General features: G+C 40.7%; 20 protein-coding genes and 5 tRNA genes. 4 read left to right on the top strand and 21 right to left on the bottom strand.

Annotated features, from left to right (window positions below):
* Positions 1-5 precede the first annotated feature (5 nt).
* The 18 genes from murQ to xerD form a co-directional block, all read right to left on the bottom strand.
* Positions 6-941, bottom strand: a complete 936-nt coding sequence (murQ, locus tag ADS77_RS04510; RefSeq protein WP_054453145.1) for an N-acetylmuramic acid 6-phosphate etherase — start codon at positions 939-941, stop codon at positions 6-8.
* Positions 938-1843 (bottom strand): BadF/BadG/BcrA/BcrD ATPase family protein, encoded by a 906-nt coding sequence (locus ADS77_RS04505; protein ID WP_054205351.1) that lies wholly within the window; start codon positions 1841-1843, stop codon positions 938-940. Before ADS77_RS04505 ends, murQ begins: the two co-directional genes overlap by 4 nt.
* A complete protein-coding gene (locus ADS77_RS04500) occupies positions 1840-3408 on the bottom strand; it encodes a sodium:solute symporter (RefSeq protein WP_054453142.1) in 1569 nt (522 codons plus the stop codon). The genes ADS77_RS04505 and ADS77_RS04500 overlap by 4 nt, the downstream gene beginning before the upstream one ends.
* Positions 3409-3477: 69 nt before the next feature.
* Positions 3478-4251: a L,D-transpeptidase gene (locus ADS77_RS04495; RefSeq protein ID WP_054453141.1), complete on the bottom strand. Its 774-nt coding sequence runs from the start codon at positions 4249-4251 to the stop codon at positions 3478-3480.
* Positions 4248-5360, bottom strand: coding sequence for a dipeptide epimerase (locus tag ADS77_RS04490; protein ID WP_054453139.1), 1113 nt, complete (start codon positions 5358-5360; stop codon positions 4248-4250). Before ADS77_RS04490 ends, ADS77_RS04495 begins: the two co-directional genes overlap by 4 nt.
* Positions 5361-5368: 8 nt before the next feature.
* A complete protein-coding gene (locus tag ADS77_RS04485) occupies positions 5369-6760 on the bottom strand; it encodes an SH3 domain-containing protein (RefSeq protein ID WP_054453136.1) in 1392 nt (463 codons plus the stop codon).
* Positions 6761-7025: 265 nt separating this feature from the next.
* On the bottom strand, positions 7026-7163 hold the full coding sequence (locus tag ADS77_RS22330) for a hypothetical protein (RefSeq protein WP_161803872.1): 138 nt from the start codon (positions 7161-7163) through the stop codon (positions 7026-7028).
* Positions 7164-7604: 441 nt separating this feature from the next.
* Positions 7605-7681: transfer RNA gene (locus ADS77_RS04480), tRNA-Arg, on the bottom strand.
* 83 nt (positions 7682-7764) lie between these two features.
* Positions 7765-7841 (bottom strand) — tRNA-Arg (locus ADS77_RS04475).
* Between the two features lie 68 nt (positions 7842-7909).
* Positions 7910-7986, bottom strand: a tRNA-Arg gene (locus ADS77_RS04470).
* A gap of 46 nt (positions 7987-8032) precedes the next feature.
* Positions 8033-8109: transfer RNA gene (locus tag ADS77_RS04465), tRNA-Arg, on the bottom strand.
* A gap of 36 nt (positions 8110-8145) precedes the next feature.
* Positions 8146-8238 (bottom strand) — tRNA-Ser (locus tag ADS77_RS04460).
* 129 nt (positions 8239-8367) lie between these two features.
* Entirely contained in the window at positions 8368-8550 is a 183-nt protein-coding gene (locus ADS77_RS04455) for a hypothetical protein (protein ID WP_054205346.1), read from the bottom strand.
* A gap of 290 nt (positions 8551-8840) precedes the next feature.
* Entirely contained in the window at positions 8841-10376 is a 1536-nt protein-coding gene (gene lysS, locus ADS77_RS04450) for a lysine--tRNA ligase (RefSeq protein WP_054205345.1), read from the bottom strand.
* Between the two features lie 26 nt (positions 10377-10402).
* Positions 10403-11501 (bottom strand): peptide chain release factor 2 gene (gene prfB / locus ADS77_RS04445; RefSeq protein ID WP_099459009.1). Its coding sequence is split into 2 segments (ribosomal slippage): positions 10403-11425 and positions 11427-11501, totalling 1098 coding nucleotides; the frame shifts between segments, so codons are not numbered across the junction.
* Between the two features lie 154 nt (positions 11502-11655).
* The gene (gene recJ, locus ADS77_RS04440; RefSeq protein ID WP_054453134.1) at positions 11656-13377 is read right to left on the bottom strand and encodes a single-stranded-DNA-specific exonuclease RecJ; all 1722 of its coding nucleotides are present in this window, start codon (positions 13375-13377) and stop codon (positions 11656-11658) included.
* A 77-nt stretch (positions 13378-13454) separates the two neighbouring features.
* Complete coding sequence (gene dsbC / locus ADS77_RS04435; RefSeq protein WP_054453131.1) at positions 13455-14183, bottom strand: bifunctional protein-disulfide isomerase/oxidoreductase DsbC; 729 nt, start codon at positions 14181-14183, stop codon at positions 13455-13457.
* Between the two features lie 64 nt (positions 14184-14247).
* The gene (gene xerD / locus ADS77_RS04430; protein WP_099459010.1) at positions 14248-15132 is read right to left on the bottom strand and encodes a site-specific tyrosine recombinase XerD; all 885 of its coding nucleotides are present in this window, start codon (positions 15130-15132) and stop codon (positions 14248-14250) included.
* Positions 15133-15281: 149 nt separating this feature from the next.
* Here xerD and fldB point away from each other — a divergent pair, with 149 nt between their 5' ends.
* Positions 15282-15803 (top strand): flavodoxin FldB, encoded by a 522-nt coding sequence (gene fldB, locus ADS77_RS04425; protein WP_054453129.1) that lies wholly within the window; start codon positions 15282-15284, stop codon positions 15801-15803.
* 162 nt (positions 15804-15965) lie between these two features.
* Positions 15966-16619, top strand: a complete 654-nt coding sequence (locus ADS77_RS04420) for a hypothetical protein (RefSeq protein ID WP_054205339.1) — start codon at positions 15966-15968, stop codon at positions 16617-16619.
* A gap of 93 nt (positions 16620-16712) precedes the next feature.
* Here ADS77_RS04420 and ADS77_RS04415 read toward each other — a convergent pair whose 3' ends face one another.
* Positions 16713-17411, bottom strand: a complete 699-nt coding sequence (locus ADS77_RS04415) for a tRNA1(Val) (adenine(37)-N6)-methyltransferase (protein WP_054205338.1) — start codon at positions 17409-17411, stop codon at positions 16713-16715.
* A gap of 76 nt (positions 17412-17487) precedes the next feature.
* Between ADS77_RS04415 and srmB the strand changes: the two genes are divergently transcribed.
* Positions 17488-18720, top strand: coding sequence for an ATP-dependent RNA helicase SrmB (srmB, locus tag ADS77_RS04410; RefSeq protein WP_054205337.1), 1233 nt, complete (start codon positions 17488-17490; stop codon positions 18718-18720).
* Positions 18721-18904: 184 nt separating this feature from the next.
* On the opposite strand, the gene ADS77_RS04405 is transcribed toward srmB, so the two are convergent.
* Positions 18905-20998 carry a S8 family serine peptidase gene (locus tag ADS77_RS04405; RefSeq protein ID WP_054453128.1) on the bottom strand — a complete coding sequence of 698 codons (2094 nt, stop codon included), beginning with the start codon at positions 20996-20998 and terminating at the stop codon, positions 18905-18907.
* 464 nt (positions 20999-21462) lie between these two features.
* On the opposite strand from ADS77_RS04405, the gene ADS77_RS04400 reads away from it, so the two are divergent.
* Positions 21463-21792 (top strand): hypothetical protein, encoded by a 330-nt coding sequence (locus ADS77_RS04400; protein WP_054205335.1) that lies wholly within the window; start codon positions 21463-21465, stop codon positions 21790-21792.
* Positions 21793-22353: 561 nt separating this feature from the next.
* Here the strand turns inward: ADS77_RS04400 and ADS77_RS21505 are convergent.
* A complete protein-coding gene (locus tag ADS77_RS21505; protein WP_082355600.1) occupies positions 22354-22548 on the bottom strand; it encodes a DUF1289 domain-containing protein in 195 nt (64 codons plus the stop codon).
* Positions 22549-22611 lie beyond the last annotated feature (63 nt).

Here is a 22611-nt window from a genome sequence, read left to right as displayed (position 1 = left end):
AACATTTAAAGTTCCACCGCTTTACGTAAAAAACCATCAGCTTGCATGAGCATGTGTTGCGCTTGGGCGGCGTCTTTGCCTGTTAGTAAAATTAAAATAGCTAATTTAGCACTTTGCTTTGCCTGCTTAAGCGCATCAACCGCTTGTTGATGCGTGCAATCAGTTGCCTGCATCACGATACGAATAGCGCGTGCATGTAGTTTTTCATTACTGGCATTCACATCAACCATTAAGTTTTTATACACTTTACCGGTACGGATCATACTGGCGGTACTTAACATATTGAGCACTAGCTTTTGCGCTGTGCCCGACTTCATTCGTGTAGAACCGGTGACTGCCTCAGCGCCTACTACTGGGCAAATACCAATATCTGGTAATTGCATAACTAACGAGTTAGGGTTGCAGGTTACACCTATTGTTTTGCACCCTACTGATTTTGCATATTCAATCGCGGCACGTACATAAGGTGTACGACCACTGGCGGCAATACCGACAACGACATCTTTGGCTTGTAAATTAATCGCTTTTAAATCATCAACACTGAGCGTTAAACTGTCTTCTGCGCCTTCTACCGCTTTTTTAAATGCAGTTTCCCCACCCGCAATAATACCTATCACTTGCTGATCGCTTACGCTATAAGTGGGCGCGCATTCAACTGCATCTAAAATACCTAATCGTCCACTTGTACCTGCACCAATATAAATTAAACGCCCACCTTGCTTAAACGCTGTGACAATATGATCAACCGCTTTTGCAATTTCAGGAATTACGCACTTTACTGCATCAGCGACTTTTTGATCTTCGGTGTTTATTTTGGTCAAGATCTGTATGCTATCCAGTAAATCAATATCGAGTGTGGCAGGGTTTTGCCCTTCAGAAACAATACCATTTAGTTCTTCAAGAAGAGTACGTTGTTGTTCAAATGCGTGTTCAGAACTCATTGGTTTGTCCTATCTAAAAATATATGCAAATTTTGTTGCGCTAAAATAAGGGCACCGCTTAATGAATCGCCCTGTTTAGGTATTATTAATTGCTGTATGGCTGCACTTAACAAGGGTAATGTTATGGCCGCTAATCCGCCGGTCAGCATTACAGGTAGCTGGCTTTGAGCTCGCGTTTTATTAATTAAACGCTCCACCTGCTTTGCGTGCTTTTGTAATAGTAGTTCAGCAATTTTACAGTCGTTTTGTAATTCAAATACTAAATAAGTAAAACGCGCATAATCAACCGCTCTCGCTTCGTACAACCAAGCATTTAATTGCTCTCTGGTTGCGCCTATTTGTTCACTTAGTTTACGTGTAAGTAGGCTTTGTGGCTGGCTAAATTGATCAATTTCATCAAGTAAACACTGCACAGCACTTAGCCCTAAACGTGCACCAGAGCCAAAATCATCAACTAAAAACCCCCAGCCTCCTACTAACTGTGTATCGCCGTGATTATTAAGTCGTGCACCTACAGCCCCAGTTCCAAGTGCTACAATAGCAACAGGCTGCCCATTATTAGCCCCATATAATGAAGTAATAGCATCGCTGTATACATGCAGCTTGGCAAATTTAATACCACAGCCAAGTTCTAGCGCTGTTAATAGCCTTTTTGATAGTACTGAAGACCCACCGCCAGCAAGCCCCATTACGGCGAGTACTTCACCGCTTTTAGCCTTACTTTGCAAATAGAGATCGTTGATCACCTGTTCAATATTCGACAATGCAGTTTGAAAATCATTATGCAATGAAGCCTGCCCTCCTGCGGCGCTATATTTTATGCCGCTGGCAAGCTCAATTATCTGCGCCGTTATTTTAGTTCCACCACCATCAACTGCTAATAGATATTTTATTTTATTCATTGCGCGACACTATTCTCAGTAGGCTTGCCTAAACAACACACTAAGGTTGAAAGTGCTGTACCTATACATAATTGCCATGTAAAACCGAGATAAAAGCGCTCTGTTTGCGGTAACAGCCAATCAATCATGTAAGGCTGCATTAGCAAGGTAATAACAAAACCAACTAATAAAGCAGCCAGCACAGAGCCCTCACTGCCTCGCTTAGTAAATAAGGTTGTAAAATATACGCCCAATAAACCACTGTATGAGAACACCATTACGCTTAATGCAAACTTCAAAAGTGGCATATCACTGTATTGTTGCCAAAAATAACAAGCAATCGCCATAGCAGCGAGTGCTCCACTGACTACAGTCATCCCTACACGGCCCGCTTTAACAAAGTGGCCGTCAGCGACTTGTTTATTTTTAGCAGCTAAATAAGGACGATATAAATCTTGTACTATTACTGACGACATTGAGCTCAAACCTGAGTTTAGCGTTGATATTGCCGCGGCAATAATACCGACACTGACAAGCCCCTTAACGCCTGCAGGAGCTTCGTTTAATACGTAATACATAAAGATGGTAATTTTTTCACCATTAAACTCTTGTACGACTTGCTCGCCTGCGCTGTTCATTAGTGCTGGTTGTTGATAAACGATATAAAGTAATAAACCGATAGAGATAAACACTAACATGACGGGGATCACCATCACGATAGATAACACCAAGGCTTTACTGCCCTCTTTGGCATTTTTACACGTGAGTAGGCGCTGGGTCATGTCTTGATCAAGGCCAAATGCTGCAATGTTTAATAATACAAAACCTGTTAATACCGATGCCATATTAAAAACGCCACTGGGGCCAAAATCTAAGTCAAACTTAAACAATGCCAGTTTAGAATCAGCGCCTGCAGAGGGTTCATTTAGCGTTGCTACAATAGTAGAAAAATCGGCAGGAATGATAGCCAATAAGCACCAAATAACCGCGATGGCTGCACTCACATACACCACGGTTTGTAATACATCAGAATAAATAACACTGCGAATACCACCAAATACGGTGTAGAGCAAGCCAACAAGTGCGAGTAATAGTGTGGCAACAATCACGCTTTGCGCTTCAATATTGCCATATAAAATCATAGCTACAGCAATCGCAGCCATATATAAACGCGCCCCACTGGCAAACACACGACCAAATAAATACATTAAGCCGCTACGACGCTTGGCTTTGGGGCCTATGCGCTTTTCTAATAGCTCGTATACGGTATAAACTTGCTGCTGATAAAATTTAGGGATAAGAAAAATGCACACAATAAACGCAGCAATAAATGCGCCGATGTTTGTGGCTAAATAAGATAAATCCCCTTGATAACCTTGATCTGGCCCGCCAATAAACGTGGCTGCGGATTGCGATGTAGCTAATACCGAAATTGCCACCATCCACGTTGGCATGCTATTGCCACCTAAAAAGAAGTCTTGACTAGAATTAGCCCGCTTACGGTTAAACCACCAACCACTGAGTAATAAAATGGCTCCGTAGCTTGCAAACACGAGCCAATCTAGCAAGGTGTATTGTGCACTCATTTATTATCCCAATTAAAAACCAATCAATGGAATATATTATTCCATTGATTTAGCAAAAAGAAAACAACTTTATTTTAATGTTTTTATTAATGGTAGCTGCCAAAGCGCCTGTTTTTGTTGATACTGCGCTTTGGGTAAACTAATTAATAGTGGGGCAGATTTACTGTCTAACCACGCTAAAAGTGCATCCATATTCTGCTCTGTCATTGCGGTGCACCCTGCTGTGGGCTTATCTTGTGCTCGCCATAAGTGCATAAAAATACAGCTGCCCGCACCATCAATGTTATTACTGTTGTGCTTAACCACGATACCTTTTTTATACAGGTCATCTTGACTATAAATATCACGGCGCATCCACTCCGATGAATCTTTAACAGCGGCCTCTCCAACAACTGACTTATTAACTAGCTGGTTATAAAATGGCGATCCTTTCACATCAATACAGTAATCATTCGCTGTCATACCTTGATAAGCCATATTAGTTTGCAGTGAATCTAAATAGCCAAATGCAGTGCCCAGCTCAAAAATTCCGGCAGGCGCTTTACCATCCCCCTCTTGCTTTTGTATACCGGCTTGTTCAGGATGTAAACCAACCCCCCATGCAAGGCCTGTACGCCCTAGCACCACCGAATAGTCGTCATCTATTTGTTGCCAATTATTGCCTTTTCGTTCAAACCGATACAATTGTGCTTGGGGTGCTTGCCAATCACCGGCAATTACCACAACCAGCTGTTTTGTCTGCAATGAAATAACCGTATTACTGTTCGTTACTTGTTGCTGAGCACATCCCAATAAACTTGTTAAAACCACCCCTGCACTTGTCATTTTTATTATATTTTTCATGCTGGCCAAACTCCGTTATCTATATGTTGCAAACCATCTATCTGCGTTATCCCAAGCCCTGGCGCAGAACTTAGAGTTATTGACGGCCCCTTAAACTCAACGCCGCCTTGAACAGGATCAAATTGACCTAGCGCTGGGCCATCTAAATCTATTTTTGTTATTTGTTGCGCCTTTGCAGAAGCTAAATGAGCAGCTCCCGCAACCGCGATACTGCCTTCAAGCATACACCCTATCATGCACTGTGCTTGATATTGTGCGGTGATATCTGCAATCGCTATAGCGCGGCTCAGACCACCGGTTTTCATTACTTTAATATTAATGATATCAACGGCATTTTGTTCCAATAATTGAATAACCTGTTTAGGCGAAAATGCACTCTCATCCGCCATGATCGGTGTATTAACTCGCTCAGTGATATACTTCAACCCTTTAAAGTCATCACTTTTCACAGGCTGTTCAACGAGCTCTAATTCAATATTCTCGCTCTCTAATTTTTGTAACGCGAACACCGTTTGTTTAGCATTCCAGCCTTGATTGACATCAAGGCGAATTTTCGCGTGTTTAGAAAAGCCACTATAAATTGCCTTCACTCGTTCAATATCTTGCTGTAGATCGTTTCCTATCTTTACTTTTAAAACATCGAAACCTTGTTTAACAGCGGTATCGCAATCGGCCAACATTTTATCAATACCATCAACACTAATTGTTATATCTGTACGCAGTGTGCTACTACCACCACCGAGTAACTTATAAAGAGGCGCTTGGTAAAGTTTGCCCCATAAATCATACACAGCTAACTCTAGCGCCGCTTTTGCGCTGCGATTAGCCACCACAGTAGATTGAATAACATGGCAAATATGATTAAGGTTTTCAATTTCTAAACCGATTAATTTGGGGGCTAAAAAATACTTAATAATACTGATCATTCCCTGATGGGTATCACCAGTAATAATAGGGGTTGATGCTGCTGCGCCGTAACCTACTTGGCCTTTATCTGTGTCAATTAACACCACTAAGTCTTCTATAAAACTAACTTCCCGTAGCGCTGTTTTGAACGGAGTTACTAATGGCACTGTTAATTTAGCAAACCGTATAGCGGTAATTTTCATAGTGGCTCCTAGCGAATTCGCTTAATATTATAGGTGCGATCTAAATAACTTTTTTGCGGAGATAAACGCAGTGGCAATAATGGCGTGACCGATACACCATTTAATGCGCTAGAATAAAAGCGACCATCAGCTTTGTTATAGCCTAGCCCTTTTACATCATGGATCACATAAGGTTGACCATCTTGCTCACCGAGATACATCATTACATGGCCTGGTATATAAATAAGATCCCCCACTTGCATCTTTTTAACCGCATCTAACTTTACTTGCTCTGCATCAGCGCCATCAAAACGCTGATTAATACCATACTCGCCTCGCCCTTGCTGCCCTGAATTGCGTGGCATTAATAAACCAAAACTTTTATAAATCTCACCTACAAATCCCGTACAATCTCGGCCATTATAATCATGCCCCCACCCATAACGCTCGCCTAAGAATTTAAACCCTTGTTTTATCAAGTTCTGCTGGGTGTAGGGTAAGTAACCTATATTAACGTCACTACTGCGGCTAATTAGTGCAGGTTGTATAACTAACTCACCTTGCGCGCCTCTTGTTGGCAGTTGTACTACATAATTGGCGTAAGTATTTTGCCCATGCAATAAATTTGGTACTTGCTTTGCCTCAACTAATGGCAGGCGTACACCCATATCGAGTTGCAGCTCAGAGATATCAGCATTATCTGGTACGTAGGCAGTATTAACTTTTGCCCCCGTAATAAGTAAAAAATCATCCTGATTTTTAAATCTATGTAAGGTCGCTTTACTTGCAGTGGCAATATCAGCCGTAGGCACCCAAGCCAAATAATTATAAGCGCGCACCAGTAGCCATTGCTTATCAGCACTTTGATGTAAAATAGCCACCGTATCACCTGGAAATAACCCACTTTCTTGAAAACGATCAAGATCATTATCTAAGCCGCTATTTAATACCCTATCCCATGTTGGAAAAGTACGTAGTACAGAGCGCTTTACTACAACACCAAAACCAACTTGGTTGTTATTTTCAATCGCTTCTAAATTCATATTGGCATGATAATCAGCAAAATCTTTGTCTGTTAATGCGACGCCATTGGAATAAAAACGAGGACTTTTTGGTACCGCGCTAATGCTATAGATGTGGTTAGTTAATTGCTGCTTTGTAAGCTGTGTAGCAAAATCGAGAGGATCGACAATATGCTCATTTTCAGCGACCAGTTGTTTATTGAACGTCATAATTTGTGATGCACTCATTAATGGCTGAGCCGTTACTTTAACTTTAGTATTAGCTAACCAATGCTGTGGAGTTAATTGGGGCTGACTAACTCCTATAACGTCCGTTTGCCAGGTATTAGCGACAGCGATGGGCGTTATCGAAGCAATACTAGCCAATGTAATACTCAGAGCTATTAGTGATTGTCGCATTTTATGATCCTCTATTATTATATTAACCACACGGTTTTAACTACTTACCAAAGAACATATCTGATGTAGTTGAAATTAGCTCTCACCTTCACCCACAATTAAAATTCCTACCTTAAAAGCATTTTGGAATATTTTATTAAAAATAACACACTTCACAGCGCAAGCAAATATTTGTAATCATTTCACAGCTTAATCTATGGGTTAATTTTATGGTTTAAGTTTAAGCATTCTCAGCACTTGATAATTGAACAAACCCTGCTGGTAACTAAAAATAGCCTTTAGCGAACTCTTGTAAATCGCTTAAATATTGCTGATAAAACTCATTACTTTGGTTTTTTATCTGCTCAAGGACGAAGTTATCTGCCGCATTGCTAGCTCTTTTTTCTTTCTTTCGTTCATCCAAAAGAGCGCTTTGAGCAATCTATTTAAATTTAGCCGACTTTCGTCGGCTTATTTCTATTAGCTTAAGTAGTAATAGAAAGTGGTGGGCACAGGACGTATCTTGCAAGAGTGAACCTCTGAGCGCTCTAAATTTCTGAATCACTACAACTACTGCAAATACATTTCACGGCTAAAGCCTGTTCCTACAATAACGTGAATTTCAGGCATAAAAAAACCGACTTTCGTCGGCTTATTTCTATTAGCTTAAGTAGTAATAGAAAGTGGTGGGCGCAGGACGTAACTTGCAAGAGTGAACCTCTGAGCGCTCTAAATTTCTGTATCACTACAACTACTGCAAATACATTTCACGGCTAAAGCCTGTTCCTACAAGAACGTGAATTTCAGGCATAAAAAAACCGACTTTCGTCGGCTTATTTCTATTAGCTTAAGTAGTAATAGAAAGTGGTGGGCGCAGGAGGATTCGAACCTCCGACCGCTCGGTTCGTAGCCGAGTACTCTATCCAGCTGAGCTATGCACCCACATTCTATTGTAATTTTATAGTCTGATTTGACTGTCCCAGCAACTAATGAATTTCAAAAGTTGTTATTCTTTAAATAGAAAGTGGTGGGCGCAGGAGGATTCGAACCTCCGACCGCTCGGTTCGTAGCCGAGTACTCTATCCAGCTGAGCTATGCACCCACATTCTATTTCGATTTTAATGTCTTATCTGACATATTAATTAGCTTGCAATAACTAAGTATCAAAAGTGGTGGGCGCAGGAGGATTCGAACCTCCGACCGCTCGGTTCGTAGCCGAGTACTCTATCCAGCTGAGCTATGCACCCACTTTTGATATTTCCTATTTATACTCTAAGAAGAGTTTGTAAAGAGTGGTGGGCGCAGGAGGATTCGAACCTCCGACCGCTCGGTTCGTAGCCGAGTACTCTATCCAGCTGAGCTATGCACCCAATCTTTACTGTACAAGAAACTATTTATAAAATAAATGGCGGAGAAGGAGGGATTCGAACCCTCGATAGAGCTACAAACCCTATACTCCCTTAGCAGGGGAGCGCCTTCGGCCACTCGGCCACCTCTCCGTCTTGTGGGGCGTATAATAAAGATTTCAGAAAATATGTCAAACACTTTTCTTGTTTAAAGTGACTGTATGGTTAGAGAATACCCATAACAGCTAAAAAACCATCATTTGTGTTTGAAGATTGAGCAATCTATAGTTTATTTGGGTCTTTTGAAACCCCTAATAAATGCACTAATTCATCATTTAATTGTTCGAGATATTGATCTTGATAACCTAGCTGCTGAAATTCAGCAATACAGGCACGATAATAAATCTGCCTTTGCTCTTCAGTACTAAATTGTTCCTGTGCATCTACTGATTTTTTATCTTTCATTATAGTAAGTCCATTTACCTATGCGGTATTTTAGTGTTAATAATATTAAAACACACACTTTCCGCCTTATTTACTGTATTTAGTTTAGTTAAACTTTAAAACATTGCCTGCTCTATTTTAGGTGTTTTTAAGAATATTTTTAATCATTAAAAATCAAGTAATTAAACTTAAACACCTATTAAGCACTGACGCTAAAAATACGTTATAGCTTATTTAATGGATCAAATATATCGCACACAAAAACGCCGCTTTAAAGCGGCGTTTTAAATACTATTTACTAAAAAATAGAATTAGTCAGCTTGTGGACGCATATGCGGGAACAAGATCACATCTTTGATTGTTGATGAGTCAGTAAACAACATCACTAAGCGATCAATACCAATACCCTCACCTGCTGTTGGTGGTAAACCGTATTCAAGCGCACGGATGTAATCTTCATCGTAATGCATTGCTTCATCATCACCCGCGTCTTTTTCTTCAACTTGGCGAGTAAAACGCTCAGCTTGGTCTTGTGCATCGTTAAGCTCAGAGAAGCCATTAGCAAGCTCACGACCACCAACAAAAAACTCAAAGCGATCAGTAACAAATGCGTTCTCATCATTACGACGTGCAAGTGGTGATACTTCCCAAGGGTAACCTGTGATAAAAGTAGGCTGAATAAGCATGTGCTCAGCTGTTTCTTCAAATATCTCACATAAGAACTTACCTGGACCCCATACGCAGTTTTCAGGGATCTTAACGTGTACTTGTTTAGCGTATGCTTTTAATTCGTCAAAATGATTTTCTGGGTCATTAAATACGGCCGCATCAAACTCAGGGTTGTACTTAAGAATTGCATCACTCATGCTTAAACGTGTAAACGGTTGGCCAAAGTCATATTCAACTGAATCAATAACGTCGCCGTTTTCGTCTTTGGTTGTATTAATAACAATTGCGCTACCCAGTACATTTTCAGCAACCGTGCGTAACATGTCTTCGGTGATGTTCATCAGGTCGATGTAATCGGCGTAAGCTTGGTAGAATTCAATCATCGTGAATTCTGGGTTATGGCGCGTTGATAACCCTTCATTACGGAAGTTACGGTTAATTTCAAATACGCGATCAAAACCGCCAACCACTAAACGCTTTAAGTAAAGCTCTGGCGCAATACGTAAGTACATGTCGATATCAAGCGCGTTGTGGTGCGTTACAAATGGGCGTGCCGATGCGCCACCAGGAATAACCTGTAGCATTGGTGTTTCCACTTCCATGAAGTCACGATCGGCTAAGAAACGACGAATACCTTCAACGACTTGTGAACGAATACGGAATGTTTCACGCGTTGCTTCATTAGTGATCAAATCGACATAGCGTTGACGATATTTAGTTTCTTGGTCAGATAAACCATGGAACTTTTCAGGTAATGGACGAAGTGACTTAGTAAGTAGTTGATACTCTGTCATTTCTACATATAAATCGCCTTTACCTGATTTATTAAGCGCACCTTTAACACCAATAATATCGCCCGTGTCTAGTTGGCCATATTTTTCTTTAAGATCTTTTTGCACGTCTTTTGACGCATACGCCTGTACACGGCCTTTCATGTCTTGAATCACGAAGAATGGTCCGCGTTTGGCTAAAATACGCCCTGCGATAGACACAACATGCTGCGATTCAACTAATTCTTCTTTACTCTTATCACCAAACTGGGCTTGCAAATCTGCCGTGTAATGCTCACGACGGAATTGGTTTGGATGACCATTGGCTGGGCAATTTGCGCGAATAGCGTCTAATTTGCCACGACGCTCAGCGATTAACTTATTTTCGTCTTGGATTTGATCAGTCATTTTTTAGCTCTTTTTTAGCTTGGTGGTTATAGGCCAGATTTTAAGCTGGCTTCAATAAATTTATCTAAGTTACCGTCAAGTACCGATTGGGTATTACGGTTTTCAACACCGGTTCGTAAATCTTTAATACGGGCATCATCAAGTACATATGAACGAATTTGGCTTCCCCAGCCGATGTCAGATTTTGCATCTTCTTGGGTTTGCTTTTCAGCATTTTGCTGTTGCAGTTCAAGCTCAAATAATTTTGCTTTTAACTGCTTCATCGCTTGCGCTTTATTTTTATGTTGCGAACGCTCGTTCTGACATTGCACGACGGTATTAGTCGGTACATGCGTGATACGTACTGCTGACTCCGTGGTATTTACGTGCTGACCACCCGCGCCTGATGCACGGTATACGTCGATACGTAAATCAGACGGGTTAATATCAATTTCAATATTATCGTCAATTTCAGGGTAAACAAACGCAGAAGCAAATGACGTGTGACGACGACCACTTGAATCAAATGGACTTTTACGAACTAAGCGATGTACGCCCGTCTCTGTGCGTAACCAGCCATAAGCATATTCGCCTACAAAGCGTACGGTTGCACCTTTAATACCAGCAACATCACCACCGGTTGCTTCTACAAGTTCAACCTTAAAGCCTTTAGCTTCACCCCAACGCAAGTACATACGCAGCAGCATATTACACCAATCTTGCGCTTCAGTACCGCCAGAACCTGACTGTAAATCGAGGTATGCATCATTCGCATCATGCGGCCCTGAGAACATGCGACGGAACTCTAAGCCTTCAAGCTGCTCGTTTAGATCCGCTAACTCACTTTGCGCTTCAGCGAATGTTTCTTCGTCTTCGGCTTCTATTGCAAGCTCTAAGAGACCTTCAACATCATCAGCACCAGCCACTAAGTTGTCGATTGTTTCAACAACGGCTTCAAGTGCAGACTTTTCACGACCAAGCGCTTGCGCGCGCTCTGGTTCATTCCATACGGCTGAATCTTCAAGTTCGGCGTTAACTTCTTCTAAACGTTCTTGTTTAAGAGCGTAGTCAAAGGTACCCCCGAAGCAGTTCAGTACGTTCGCGAATTTCCTTGATTTGATTAATCACAGGATTCACTTCAAACATGTACGTTACTCCAAAATAGCTGGTTTACACGGCAAATCACCACGTAATATTAGGCAAATTATTATTTAAATGACGCTTTAAATAATAAAGCGCCCGATTTTAACAAAAAATCGTACGCTTTATTAGTATTTTATGCATCGAAAATAGATATTTTTTATGATACTTTTTGTAGCTCTCGTACGATTAACTGCAATGAAAATTTGCCTCTAAACTCGTTGATATCGAGCTGATAGGCAAGTTTTACAAAACGTGCTTCGGTATCTGGCCATGCTTTTACATCAACACCAAAGGCTATCGCATCAACTAAGCGCCCTGAGTGATGCTTTAAAACCAATTTTAAATGCTTTTCACCCACAATACGCTGTTGTACAAGTTCAAATGTATGCTCAAACACCGGCTCTGGAAATTGCTGCCCCCACGGCCCCGCTTGTTTAATTTGCTGGGCGAATTCCATATTAAAACAATCGCTGGGTAACTCACCATCCGTTAAAATAATACATTTTTTATGCTCATCGCTTAATTTAGCACTCACCGCCTGCTCAAAAGCGTGTTTAAATTCGCTAAAATGCTGTTCGTTGATACTTAATCCTGCAGCCATCGCATGGCCACCAAACTTGCTAATTAAATGCGGGTGCAAGGTATTCAAGCGCTCGAGTAAATCACGCATATGCAGCCCTTCTATCGAACGGCATGATCCCTTGATTTCACCGTTATCGCCACCAGCAAAAATAACTGTTGGGCGGTGGTATTTTTCTTTTAAGCGCCCTGCTAGTATACCTATAACTCCTTGGTGCCAGTCCTCTTGGTATAAACAAATGGCATCAGGTGTTTGCTCATCGCTAAAGGCGAACCTATCTAACACGGCCTGCGCCTCAACTTGCATGCCCTGCTCTATCTCTCGGCGCTCGTGATTTAAGCTATCAAGTTCACCTGCAATCTGACGCGCTTGATTAATATCTGTAGCAAGTAAACACGCTATACCTAAACTCATATCATCTAAACGCCCAGCCGCATTTAACCGTGGCGCAAGTGAAAAGCCAAAATCACTGGCACTCAAGCGCGCTGCATTTCGGTTTGCCACTTCAATCAGCGCGCTAATGCCAGGGCGTGTTTTACCACTGCGGATCCGTGCTAATCCCTGGTGCACCAAGGTGCGGTTATTAGCATCCAGTGCCACTACATCTGCTACAGTGCCCAATGCAACTATATCTAGTAAGTCAGCTAAATTAGGCGGTGATTGCTGCTCAAAGTAACCAGCGTCACGCAATGCGCTTCTTAGTGCTATTAATAAGTAAAATGCGACCCCAACGCCTGCAATTGATTTTGATGGGAAATCACAGTCATGGCGGTTTGGATTTACGATTGCGTCAGCATTTGGCAGTTGCTCGCCTTGCAAGTGATGATCTGTAACCAGTACCTTAATACCCGCACCTTTAACAATATCAATACCCGCAATACAGGATATGCCATTATCAACGGTGATCACTAAATCAGGGGCCATTGTGACTATTTGCTCTGCTAATGCAGGACTTAATCCATATCCTAGGCTAAACCTATCTGGTATTAAATAATCTAAGTGAGCAAAACCAAACATTGCCAGCCCTTGCATTAATGTGGCTGTACTGGTCGCACCATCGGCATCAAAATCCCCCACAATAAGCACTTTACTTTGTGCTTGTAGGGCTCTTTGTAGCAAATCGGTCGCTTTATCTATGTCTTTAAATAACTTGAAGTCGTGTAAGGTAGCGGCACTGTTATTAAGCTCATCTGCATGAACGACTTGGCGAGTGGCATAAATTTGCTTAATAACCGGATGTATATGGCTCGGTAAATGAGCATCATCAACGTATTCGCGTGCTTGTATCAATTTTTTCATGCAGGATATTTAACTTTTTTGGCTAAAAATTTCTGACAAAAAAAGGCCCTTTAGGCCTTCTTTCTATGAGTTAACACTTAAGAAGATTTATTTGCTTCTAGTGCCGCTGCTAATGCTGCTGCTGGCTGATAACCTGGTATTAATGTACCATCTTCTAAAATAATAGCTGGCGTACCACTGATACCAAAGCTTTGACCAAGTTGATAATGTTCAGCAACAGGTGCTGCACAGTTTTTAGTTACCTTAGTGTCTGCGCCTGCTTTAGCTTCTGTCATGGCTTCTTGCTGATCTTTAGAGCACCATACATTCATTAAATCTGCGTAACCTGACCCTTGTAAGCCACCTCGAGGGAAGGCTAAATACTTAACAGTAATACCTGCTTCGAGTAAATCATCAAGCTCACGATGTAATTTACGGCAATAACCACAGCTAATATCTGTGAATACAGTAATGCTGTGTTTTTCATTTTTAGCTTTATATACAATCATTGAATCTTCATATTCAACTAACCCACCTTTACGAACGCCGTTAAGTGCTTGCTCAGTTAAGTTATTACGATTGTTCAAATCAATCAGCGTGCCTTGCATTAAAAATTGGCCGTCTGGGCTTGCATATAACACGCCTTTATCGGTAATTAGCTCTTTTAAACCCGCAACAGGGCTTGGGTTAATGTGTTTAACAGTAACACCCAATGCAGCAAATTTAGTTACTATAGGGTCATTAGCATCAGGAACGGCTAAAACGCCATTAGCAAACGCACTTAAACTGGTGCCTAGCATTGCACCGGCTAATATTAACTTTTTCATAATGTTCTCTTATATCCTGATAATTAGTATCTACTCAGACCGCTCAAGCTGGAAAAAATTCTCATTAAGCGCGAGGATGATGTTGCTGATGTACCGATTTTAGTCGTTCATTCGCTACATGAGTATAAATTTGTGTAGTCGATAAGTCGCTATGCCCTAGCATCATCTGTACCACTCTTAGATCAGCACCATGATTCAATAAGTGTGTTGCAAACGCATGACGAAGTGTATGAGGCGATAAAGGCGATTCAACTGCAGCCAAAATAGCATAGTGTTTAATACGATGCCAAAAAGTTTGTCGGGTCATACCAACTCCTCGCTTTGACGGGAACACAAAGTCAGTCGCGTGTTTAATCATTTGCGCGCGGCCAACCTTTAAAAATTGCTCTAACCAGTACATCGCTTCTTCACCAAGTGGCACTAAACGTTCTTTATTTCCCTTACCTTTAACTAACACCACCGCTTGGCGTAAATTAATTTGTTCTATACGTAAGCCAACTAATTCACTAACTCGTAAACCTGTTGCATATAACAACTCCAACATGGCTTTATCACGCAAGCCCATTGGCTCTTCTGTATTTGGAGCTGCAAGCAATGCCTCAACCTCACTCTCTGATAACGTTTTAGGTAGCGATAACCCTGCCTTAGGCTGAGCAATATTTACCATTGGCGAATCAGAAATGTGCTTTTCACGCACAAAATACTGATAAAACCGTTTTAATGCGCTAATGCTACGTGCCGTACTGCGTGGTTTTAAACCTAAATCAACACGGTGTGCTAAATAGCTTTCAATATCTTGCCCTGTTACGGTTAACAGATCTTGTCCTTCCAAAAACAGGCAAAACTTATCTAAATCACTGCGATATGCAGATAAAGTGTTATCGCTTACGTGCTGTTCTAGATAAAGATTATCTAAAAAAGATTCTAGATAATCGCTATTGTTAAGCAGTTCGTCGTGATCTGTAAGGGCTGAATCTAATGACTCATGATCAGGTAACGTTGTCACAGTTATTCTCATAGTTATCAAGGTATCAATTAATAATACCTTACGGTAAACTTCAGCCTATCATATCAGGCAAATACACAGTGATAAATACGATGCAAATTGGTTTATTTTATGGTTCTACCACGTGCTATACAGAAATAGCAGCAGAAAAAATTCGCGATATTATCGGCCAAGACATTGTAAGCCTACATAATATCAAAGATGAACCACTAAAAAATGCGCAGCAGTACGACTTTATCATCCTTGGTATCTCAACATGGGATTTTGGTGAGTTACAAGAAGATTGGGAATCAATTTGGGATGACATTAAAGATGTTGATCTCGATGGCAAAACCATCGCTTTATTTGGCATGGGTGACCAACAAGGTTACGGTCAGTGGTTTCAAGATGCGCTAGGCATGCTGCACGATGAAATAAGCAGCCAACAATTTACATTATTAGGTTTATGGCCAAACGACAGTAGCTATGAATTTGAAGCGTCTAAAGCGCTTACTGCTGACGGTAAGCATTTTGTTGGCTTAGCCCTTGATGAAGACAGCCAGTATGAACACAGCGATGAACGTATTGCCAATTGGGTAGAGCAAATAATGACTGAATACAGCGAAACCTTGTAACCCCCCTTAATTAGATGCTGCGACGGATCACAACTCATACACCTGAGTAAAAAGCGGCATCTAGTTGATACAGTTTTTAACAAAACATTACACTTTAAAAAGGACATAATCGTCACTTTAATCATAAAATAGCATGCATACCCTACATAAAAGGATTTAATCATGCTAACTCGATCTCTATGTATACTTACTTTATCTAGTTTTATTGTTGCCTGTAATTCTGAAGACATTGAAACCGCCAATTTTGGCTCTTCGTATTATAAAAATGACTACACACTCATCAATACCACAAATCAAGAAATTGATTTTCATATGGCAAATACTGAACTTGATGGCGATGAACGTGACGTGAAACGCAATAAGTATTATGTCGATACGCTAGCCAGTGGTGCTGACCCAATAAAAACCAGACATGAGCATAATGGTAAATACAAAATATCCTTCTATGTGCAAGATCACAGTCAAAATACGCGTAATTACAAAAAACTCTACAAAGTAAATAATGATCAAGATTACCACTTTATAGCTTGGCAAGACGAAGAGCTTGTACGTCTGAGTTTGGTTAAAAATCAACAAGACAATAAAGATAACTTTTTTGCGGTTAGGTTTTTAGCCACAGAAACCGTAACGCTTACAGTAAACGAAAAGCCTTTAACCCTTACCCAAGGTGATGTTAGCCACTGGCGACATGTTGATGACTGTAATGCAGACATTAAAGTTGATGATAAAATACTGTCAATTTGTCACGCATCTTACAGTAATTCATACACACTCGTAGTAGACAAAAACGGCATCAAAGCCACAATAACCGAATAAATAAACAACCACCGCTCGTTAACCTTATTAACGCGCGGTGGTGCTAAATATCATGGGTTACTTTAAACTCCATATTACCAACTTTCGCAACCCTTACATTTTCAAATAAAAATCCTTACACAGCGCAACATAGTCATCACTGTATTTTCCATCTTCATTATGAATCGTTAATATGCTTGGTTCACACTTTCGAGGCTGGTAGCCAAAACTCATTAAACTTCGCGTAGCAGATTTATTTTTAGTTGTGCGCACTAAACAGTGGCGTTGTAAATAAAGCCCTTGAGCAGCGGCTTGACCAATAAATTGCTGCGCCTCATTACAAGGTAAAATAACATTAAATATAGAACCTTGATGGCTTAGGCGATCAAAAGCGACAAGCAACTCTGCAAAGCTTAAACTATCAGTATGCCTTGCGGTATTACGTGCATGATCCCCTCCTTTTAAACAGTCATTAAAATACGGTGGATTACAAACAACAACATCAAATAACACCTCTGACGTAAAAGATTGAATGTCTGAATTATAAATAACAATATCAGGCCACGGACTTTGGCTAATGTTCTGTGATGCTTGGGCATAAGCAGTGGCGTCTATTTCCACTGCATTTACTAACAAATGAGGCGCACGCTGTTTACACATCAACGCTAACAAGCCAGTGCCAGCGCCTATATCCAGTAAGCTATCACCGCTCGTTAAATCAGCCCAAGCGCCCAGTAAAATGCCATCGGTTGAGACCTTCATTGCGCATTGCTCATGGCTGACCGAAAATTGTTTAAACACAAAGCCTGACATTTTTTCACCTTTTCATTCACCAAGCGCTCGATAGCGCGTATAATTAACGCCAATTGTCCTCTATTTTTGACACTCTATGCAATTTTCTGATTTTGATATTGATAACAAGCTACTGCAAGCCGTTGCTAAAATGGGTTATGAAACCCCAACAAGCATTCAACAACAAGCTATTCCTGAAGCGCTACAAGGGCGTGACATTTTAGCGTCAGCGCCAACAGGCACAGGTAAGACTGCGGCATTTTTAATTCCGGCAATTCAGTATTTACTTGATTTTCCACGTCGTGAGCCTGGCTTTGCTCGCGTACTCGTTATGACTCCTACACGCGAACTTGCTTATCAAATTCATGAACAATGTGAACTACTTGCTAAAGGTACAAACCTTAAAATAGGTGTTGTTACTGGCGGTATAAACTATGGTACGCATAAAGAGATTTTTGAAAAAAACAACGACATTTTGATCGCCACACCAGGGCGCTTAATGGAGTATTTAGAAACTGAAAACTTCCATGCCGAAAACGTAGAATTACTTATTCTTGATGAAGCCGATCGCATGCTCGATATGGGCTTTCGTAAAGAAATGATGCGTATTTGTGAAGAAGCAAAAAATCGCCGTCAGTGCTTTTTATTCTCAGCCACCTTAGAAGGTGACAGTGTTGAGCGCTTTGCAGAGCAAATATTAAATGATCCAGCACTTCTTGAAGCTGAATCATCACGTAAAGAAAAAGCTAAAATCCATCAATGGGTACATTTAGCCGATGATTATCATCATAAATTAGAGCTATTGGTTAATACACTAAAAAATCCAGATCTAACCAAAGCAATTGTGTTTGTTAAAACCCGCGAGCGACTTGAAACACTAATTGGTGAATTAACCACTAATGAAGTTAAAGCCGCGTGGTTACGTGGTGAAATGCCACAAGACAAACGCATGAAAGCAATGGAAAACTTTCATAGTGGTCGTACAAGAATACTCGTTGCAACCGATGTTGCCGCTCGTGGTATTGATGTTGCTGACATTAGCCATGTAATAAACTTTGACATGCCTCGTACTGCCGACGTTTACGTTCACCGTATTGGTCGTACAGGACGCGCAGGTAAAAAAGGTATCGCTATTTCATTAGTGGAAGCCCACGACATCTTAGTCCTTGCTAAAGTTGAGCGCTATATTGAACAAAAGCTAAAACGCAGAGTGATCAAAGGTATTGAGCCACAGCATAAAGAAGCAAAGATGCCGATTAAAAAGCTAAAAGATCCAGCAAAAATTAAAGCCCGTAAAAAGGCAAAATCAAAAGTGAAGAAAAAGAAGTAAGAGCAATTGCATTAAGGTATAACATACCTTCATTAAAAAAGCCGAGTCTCGTAAGAGCCTCGGCTTTTTAATTTAAAACACTCCCCAACAAGGGGAGTGTTTTATACCAATCTAGGTAGATATGAGGTCTATTTAATTCGTTAAATTGTTCAAATATTTATGCAGATTGGTATTAATTAATCATTTATTGACATTTACCTAGGTCTTTCCATACAGCCCATGATGATGAGTTATCTGCAGGGTTAGCACCACGCGTCCACCATTTTGCGCTATAACGATTACCGCTATGGGCAACTTCTTTTCCAGCTGTGTAAACTGCTGTTGAGCTCCACGTTGCAAGACCACTACAACCTGCGGGTGGTGTTCCACCGTCTGTTACTGTCACAGTCTTAACCAAAGTATGGTTTAAGCCTTGTGCATCACTTACGGTTAATTTGACTTCATATGAACCTGGCGCTTGGTAAGTATGGCTCGGTGTTTTTGTATTGGCTGCATTACCGTCGCCAAACGTCCAGTTATAAGCCGTAACCGCAACATCATCTGTTGATGCGTTAGTAAAGCTAACCGCTAAACCTGATACGCTAAAATCAAAGTTTGCTTTAGGCGCTTGATTTACAGTACCGCCACCATCGCCAGTTTTACAATTACCTTGGCGAGACCACACATTTGAATAAACAGCTGGGCTTGCACCTGTTGACCACCACGTCGCTTTGTATTTAACTTGGTTAAACTCTACTAAGTCACCAACACGGTAAGATTTGCTCGCATTCCATGATGCAATACCTTCACATTCACCACCAACAGCGGTTGAAATTTTCACTGTTTGACTGCGCTGATTTACTTGCCCTGCGGTATCAGTAACTTCTAAAGTAACTGAATAGCTGCCATCAGCTGCGTATGTATGAGTCGGGTTTTCAGCCGTTGATGAATTACCATCACCAAAACTCCAGCTATAACTGCTAATGCCTTTGTCATCTGTTGACGCATTACTGAATGTTACTTGCTTAGCATTTACCGATGCGCTAAAACGCGCCACAGGTGCATTATCAACACCGCTACCGCCGCCACATTCTGATTGTGCTAAATAATCATAAGCATCTTTGGCCTTAACAATACCAAAGCCATATGACGTATCACGCCCTGCTGCGCCTTTATCTTGTGCTGTTGCATTTAACGCATCCCGAATCTGTTGGTTTGAACACTGTGGGAAATGGCTCCATACTAATGCAGCAACACCCGATACATGCGGTGTAGCCATTGATGTACCACTGATACTTTTATAACCCCCGTTATTCCATGTCGAATTAGTGCCTACGCCCGGCGCAGCAATTTCAACTTGTGAGTTATATTGTGAGAATGATGCTTTTCTACCACTGCGGTCAACCGCTGCAACAGACACAACAGAATCATATGATGCAGGATAGCTTAATGAGCTATTCGCATCATTACCCGCTGCAGCAATATGTAACATGCCCTGTGCATAGCTATTTGCAAATGCTTGACGCTCAGCATTAGATGATTGCGGACCACCTAAACTCATACTTGTTACACTTGCACCTGCAGATTGACATTGACCTATTGCCGCCACTAAATCAGAACCATACGCCCAGCGGCCCTGATCGTTAAACACTTTAACAATGTGTAAGCCTAATTGACCTGATGAATTAACCCCAATAACACCTTCGCCATTTCCGCCAAGCGCCGCTATCGTACCTGCAACATGTGTACCGTGGCCATTACCATCGTTGTACCAATTGCCTGTATTATTAGCACCGTAGCCATCGCTACCCGTGATCCCTGTACTTGGTAAATCAGGGTGGTTAAGTGTATAACCAGTATCCATAATACATACTTTTTGATTACCAGTAAGATTATCTGATAGCTGTTGAGCTTGTACCATAGTGATACCATAAGGCGTGCTCTCAGCCATTAAGTAACGCTTTGGATCCACTTCAATGCTTGCTACTTCTGAACTTTGTAATAAGCGCGCTTTTTGATCAGCCGTTAAAACCACCGCCATTGCATTGATATCGGGTAGAGTTTGAATTACTTCAACGTTAGCCTGTAATGCAACATCGCTCATCAAGCCTCTTTTAATATTATCAGCCTGTGCTTGGCTACGGGCAAAAGCAGTGTGTACTGCAGTCGTTTGCTCAGTTAAATGAACGATAAAACGCTCTGACTCAACTTCTTGTGCAATAGCTGATCCTGCTGTTGATAATAAAATCGCCGTAGTGACTGCCGTTATCTTAAATGTTGGGGTTTTTGACGCTCTCATTTTAATTCCTTGGATTTAAATTCTATGCCCAGTGAATTTACAATTAATTCACAACCCTTTAATAGAAACACAGGCCTGACAGCGCTGTCAAGCGGGTTGATACAAAATTATAACAAATTTAACTAGAGTAAATAATCAGTTGGTATTAAAGGAGTATTTATAAAATATAAGAAAATCCTTAGATTTCAAAGATGCTTAATCTATTTATCAGTCAAAATAACGCAACAAATAAAATGTAAAATAATTGTTATTTTTTAAAGGTATTTCTTAGTCCAAAAAAATATATAAAGAATAACACGATCAGCATCACCGTATTTTTTACCGAATAAAATGTAAAAATCTCCTATTCACATAATTAAAAATAAAAAATATGATTATATTCAGCAAGTTAAGTGTGGAATGGTTATTGTAATACAGTGTGTAATTCATAAAAATTACTAACCAAGCTAAATGTGAGGGAAATCATGAACCGCTTTAAACAAACTGTGTTACTTATATCGCTTTGCTGTATTTTTTTATTAGCCTGTGCAACACAAGTCAGCGCAGCCACCAGCACGATAATGGTCAGCAGTGCATCAACTCAGCCAACACTTCAGCAGTTCGCTGTTAATAAGCTTCGCACTAACCCGAACTTAAAAATTTCGCAGCTACAAGTACATGTTAAGGGCAACAAAATAGCACTTTATGGTATAGCCGAAACAGGGTTTGAAAGAGCATTGGCACAAAAGTTTTTAGAGAACACGCAAGGCATCGCCATCATAGAAAATAAAATGCAGGTGAGAGTAAGGGATTAGAGGGACAGAGCTAAAGATACTCGGTGAAAGATTTCACCTTGGTTAGTGGTTAGTGGTTAGTGGTTAGTGGTTAGTGAATACTGAGACACTTTAAAATTCTTAGCCTTTTTAAAATTATCAGAATCGAGTCACACGGCCACAAGATCCAACAGCGCTACCATTTAATTTTTTATACTTCCAATTAATCTCTAGATTCAGGGTCTTGCAAAGGCCAAAAAAAGATTACTATTGTATTAAACAATGAATATTTAGTAAGCACAAGGTCTAGGTTTTTTGAACACTACCTACCTATCACAGGAAATGAATCCCCTACTGAACTCTCATTCTAATAAGAGACGTATAATAGGTGTCGTGAAGCTTCTGTTACCTGATTGCATATTTTTTAGGTTACTCTTTACCACCAAATAAACCTTTGAGGTGTAGCAGCTTTATCAGCGGACATTTTATATGAAACATCCCTACAGTATGGACTTCTATCAATACCAAAAAGTGTAAGTTATTACCAATTGTAAATATTATCTTTAGATGGCTAAGTTGACATTGACAAAGACGCAAGCATATTCATTTATAGTGGGCATTTTTGCGTTTTTGGCATGCGTTAAGTATTTGCTGTTTTTGTTCTGGTCTGGCGCTGTGCCACGCTAGAATCTCATCTAAGGTTCTAAAGCAGCCTATACATGTATCATTACCATCCAAACAGCAGTGACGAATACATGGATTGTTGGGTTGCTGGCTATTGAGCTTCTTGGTGTTCATTTATTTAAACCTCACTTAACTAACTAAAAGCTAGTTACTGATTGAATAAAAGTCTACTGAAAG

The organism is Pseudoalteromonas porphyrae, assembly GCF_001298125.1.
Lineage (GTDB): Bacteria > Pseudomonadota > Gammaproteobacteria > Enterobacterales > Alteromonadaceae > Pseudoalteromonas > Pseudoalteromonas neustonica.
This window is presented reverse-complemented; position numbering and strand designations above follow the sequence as displayed.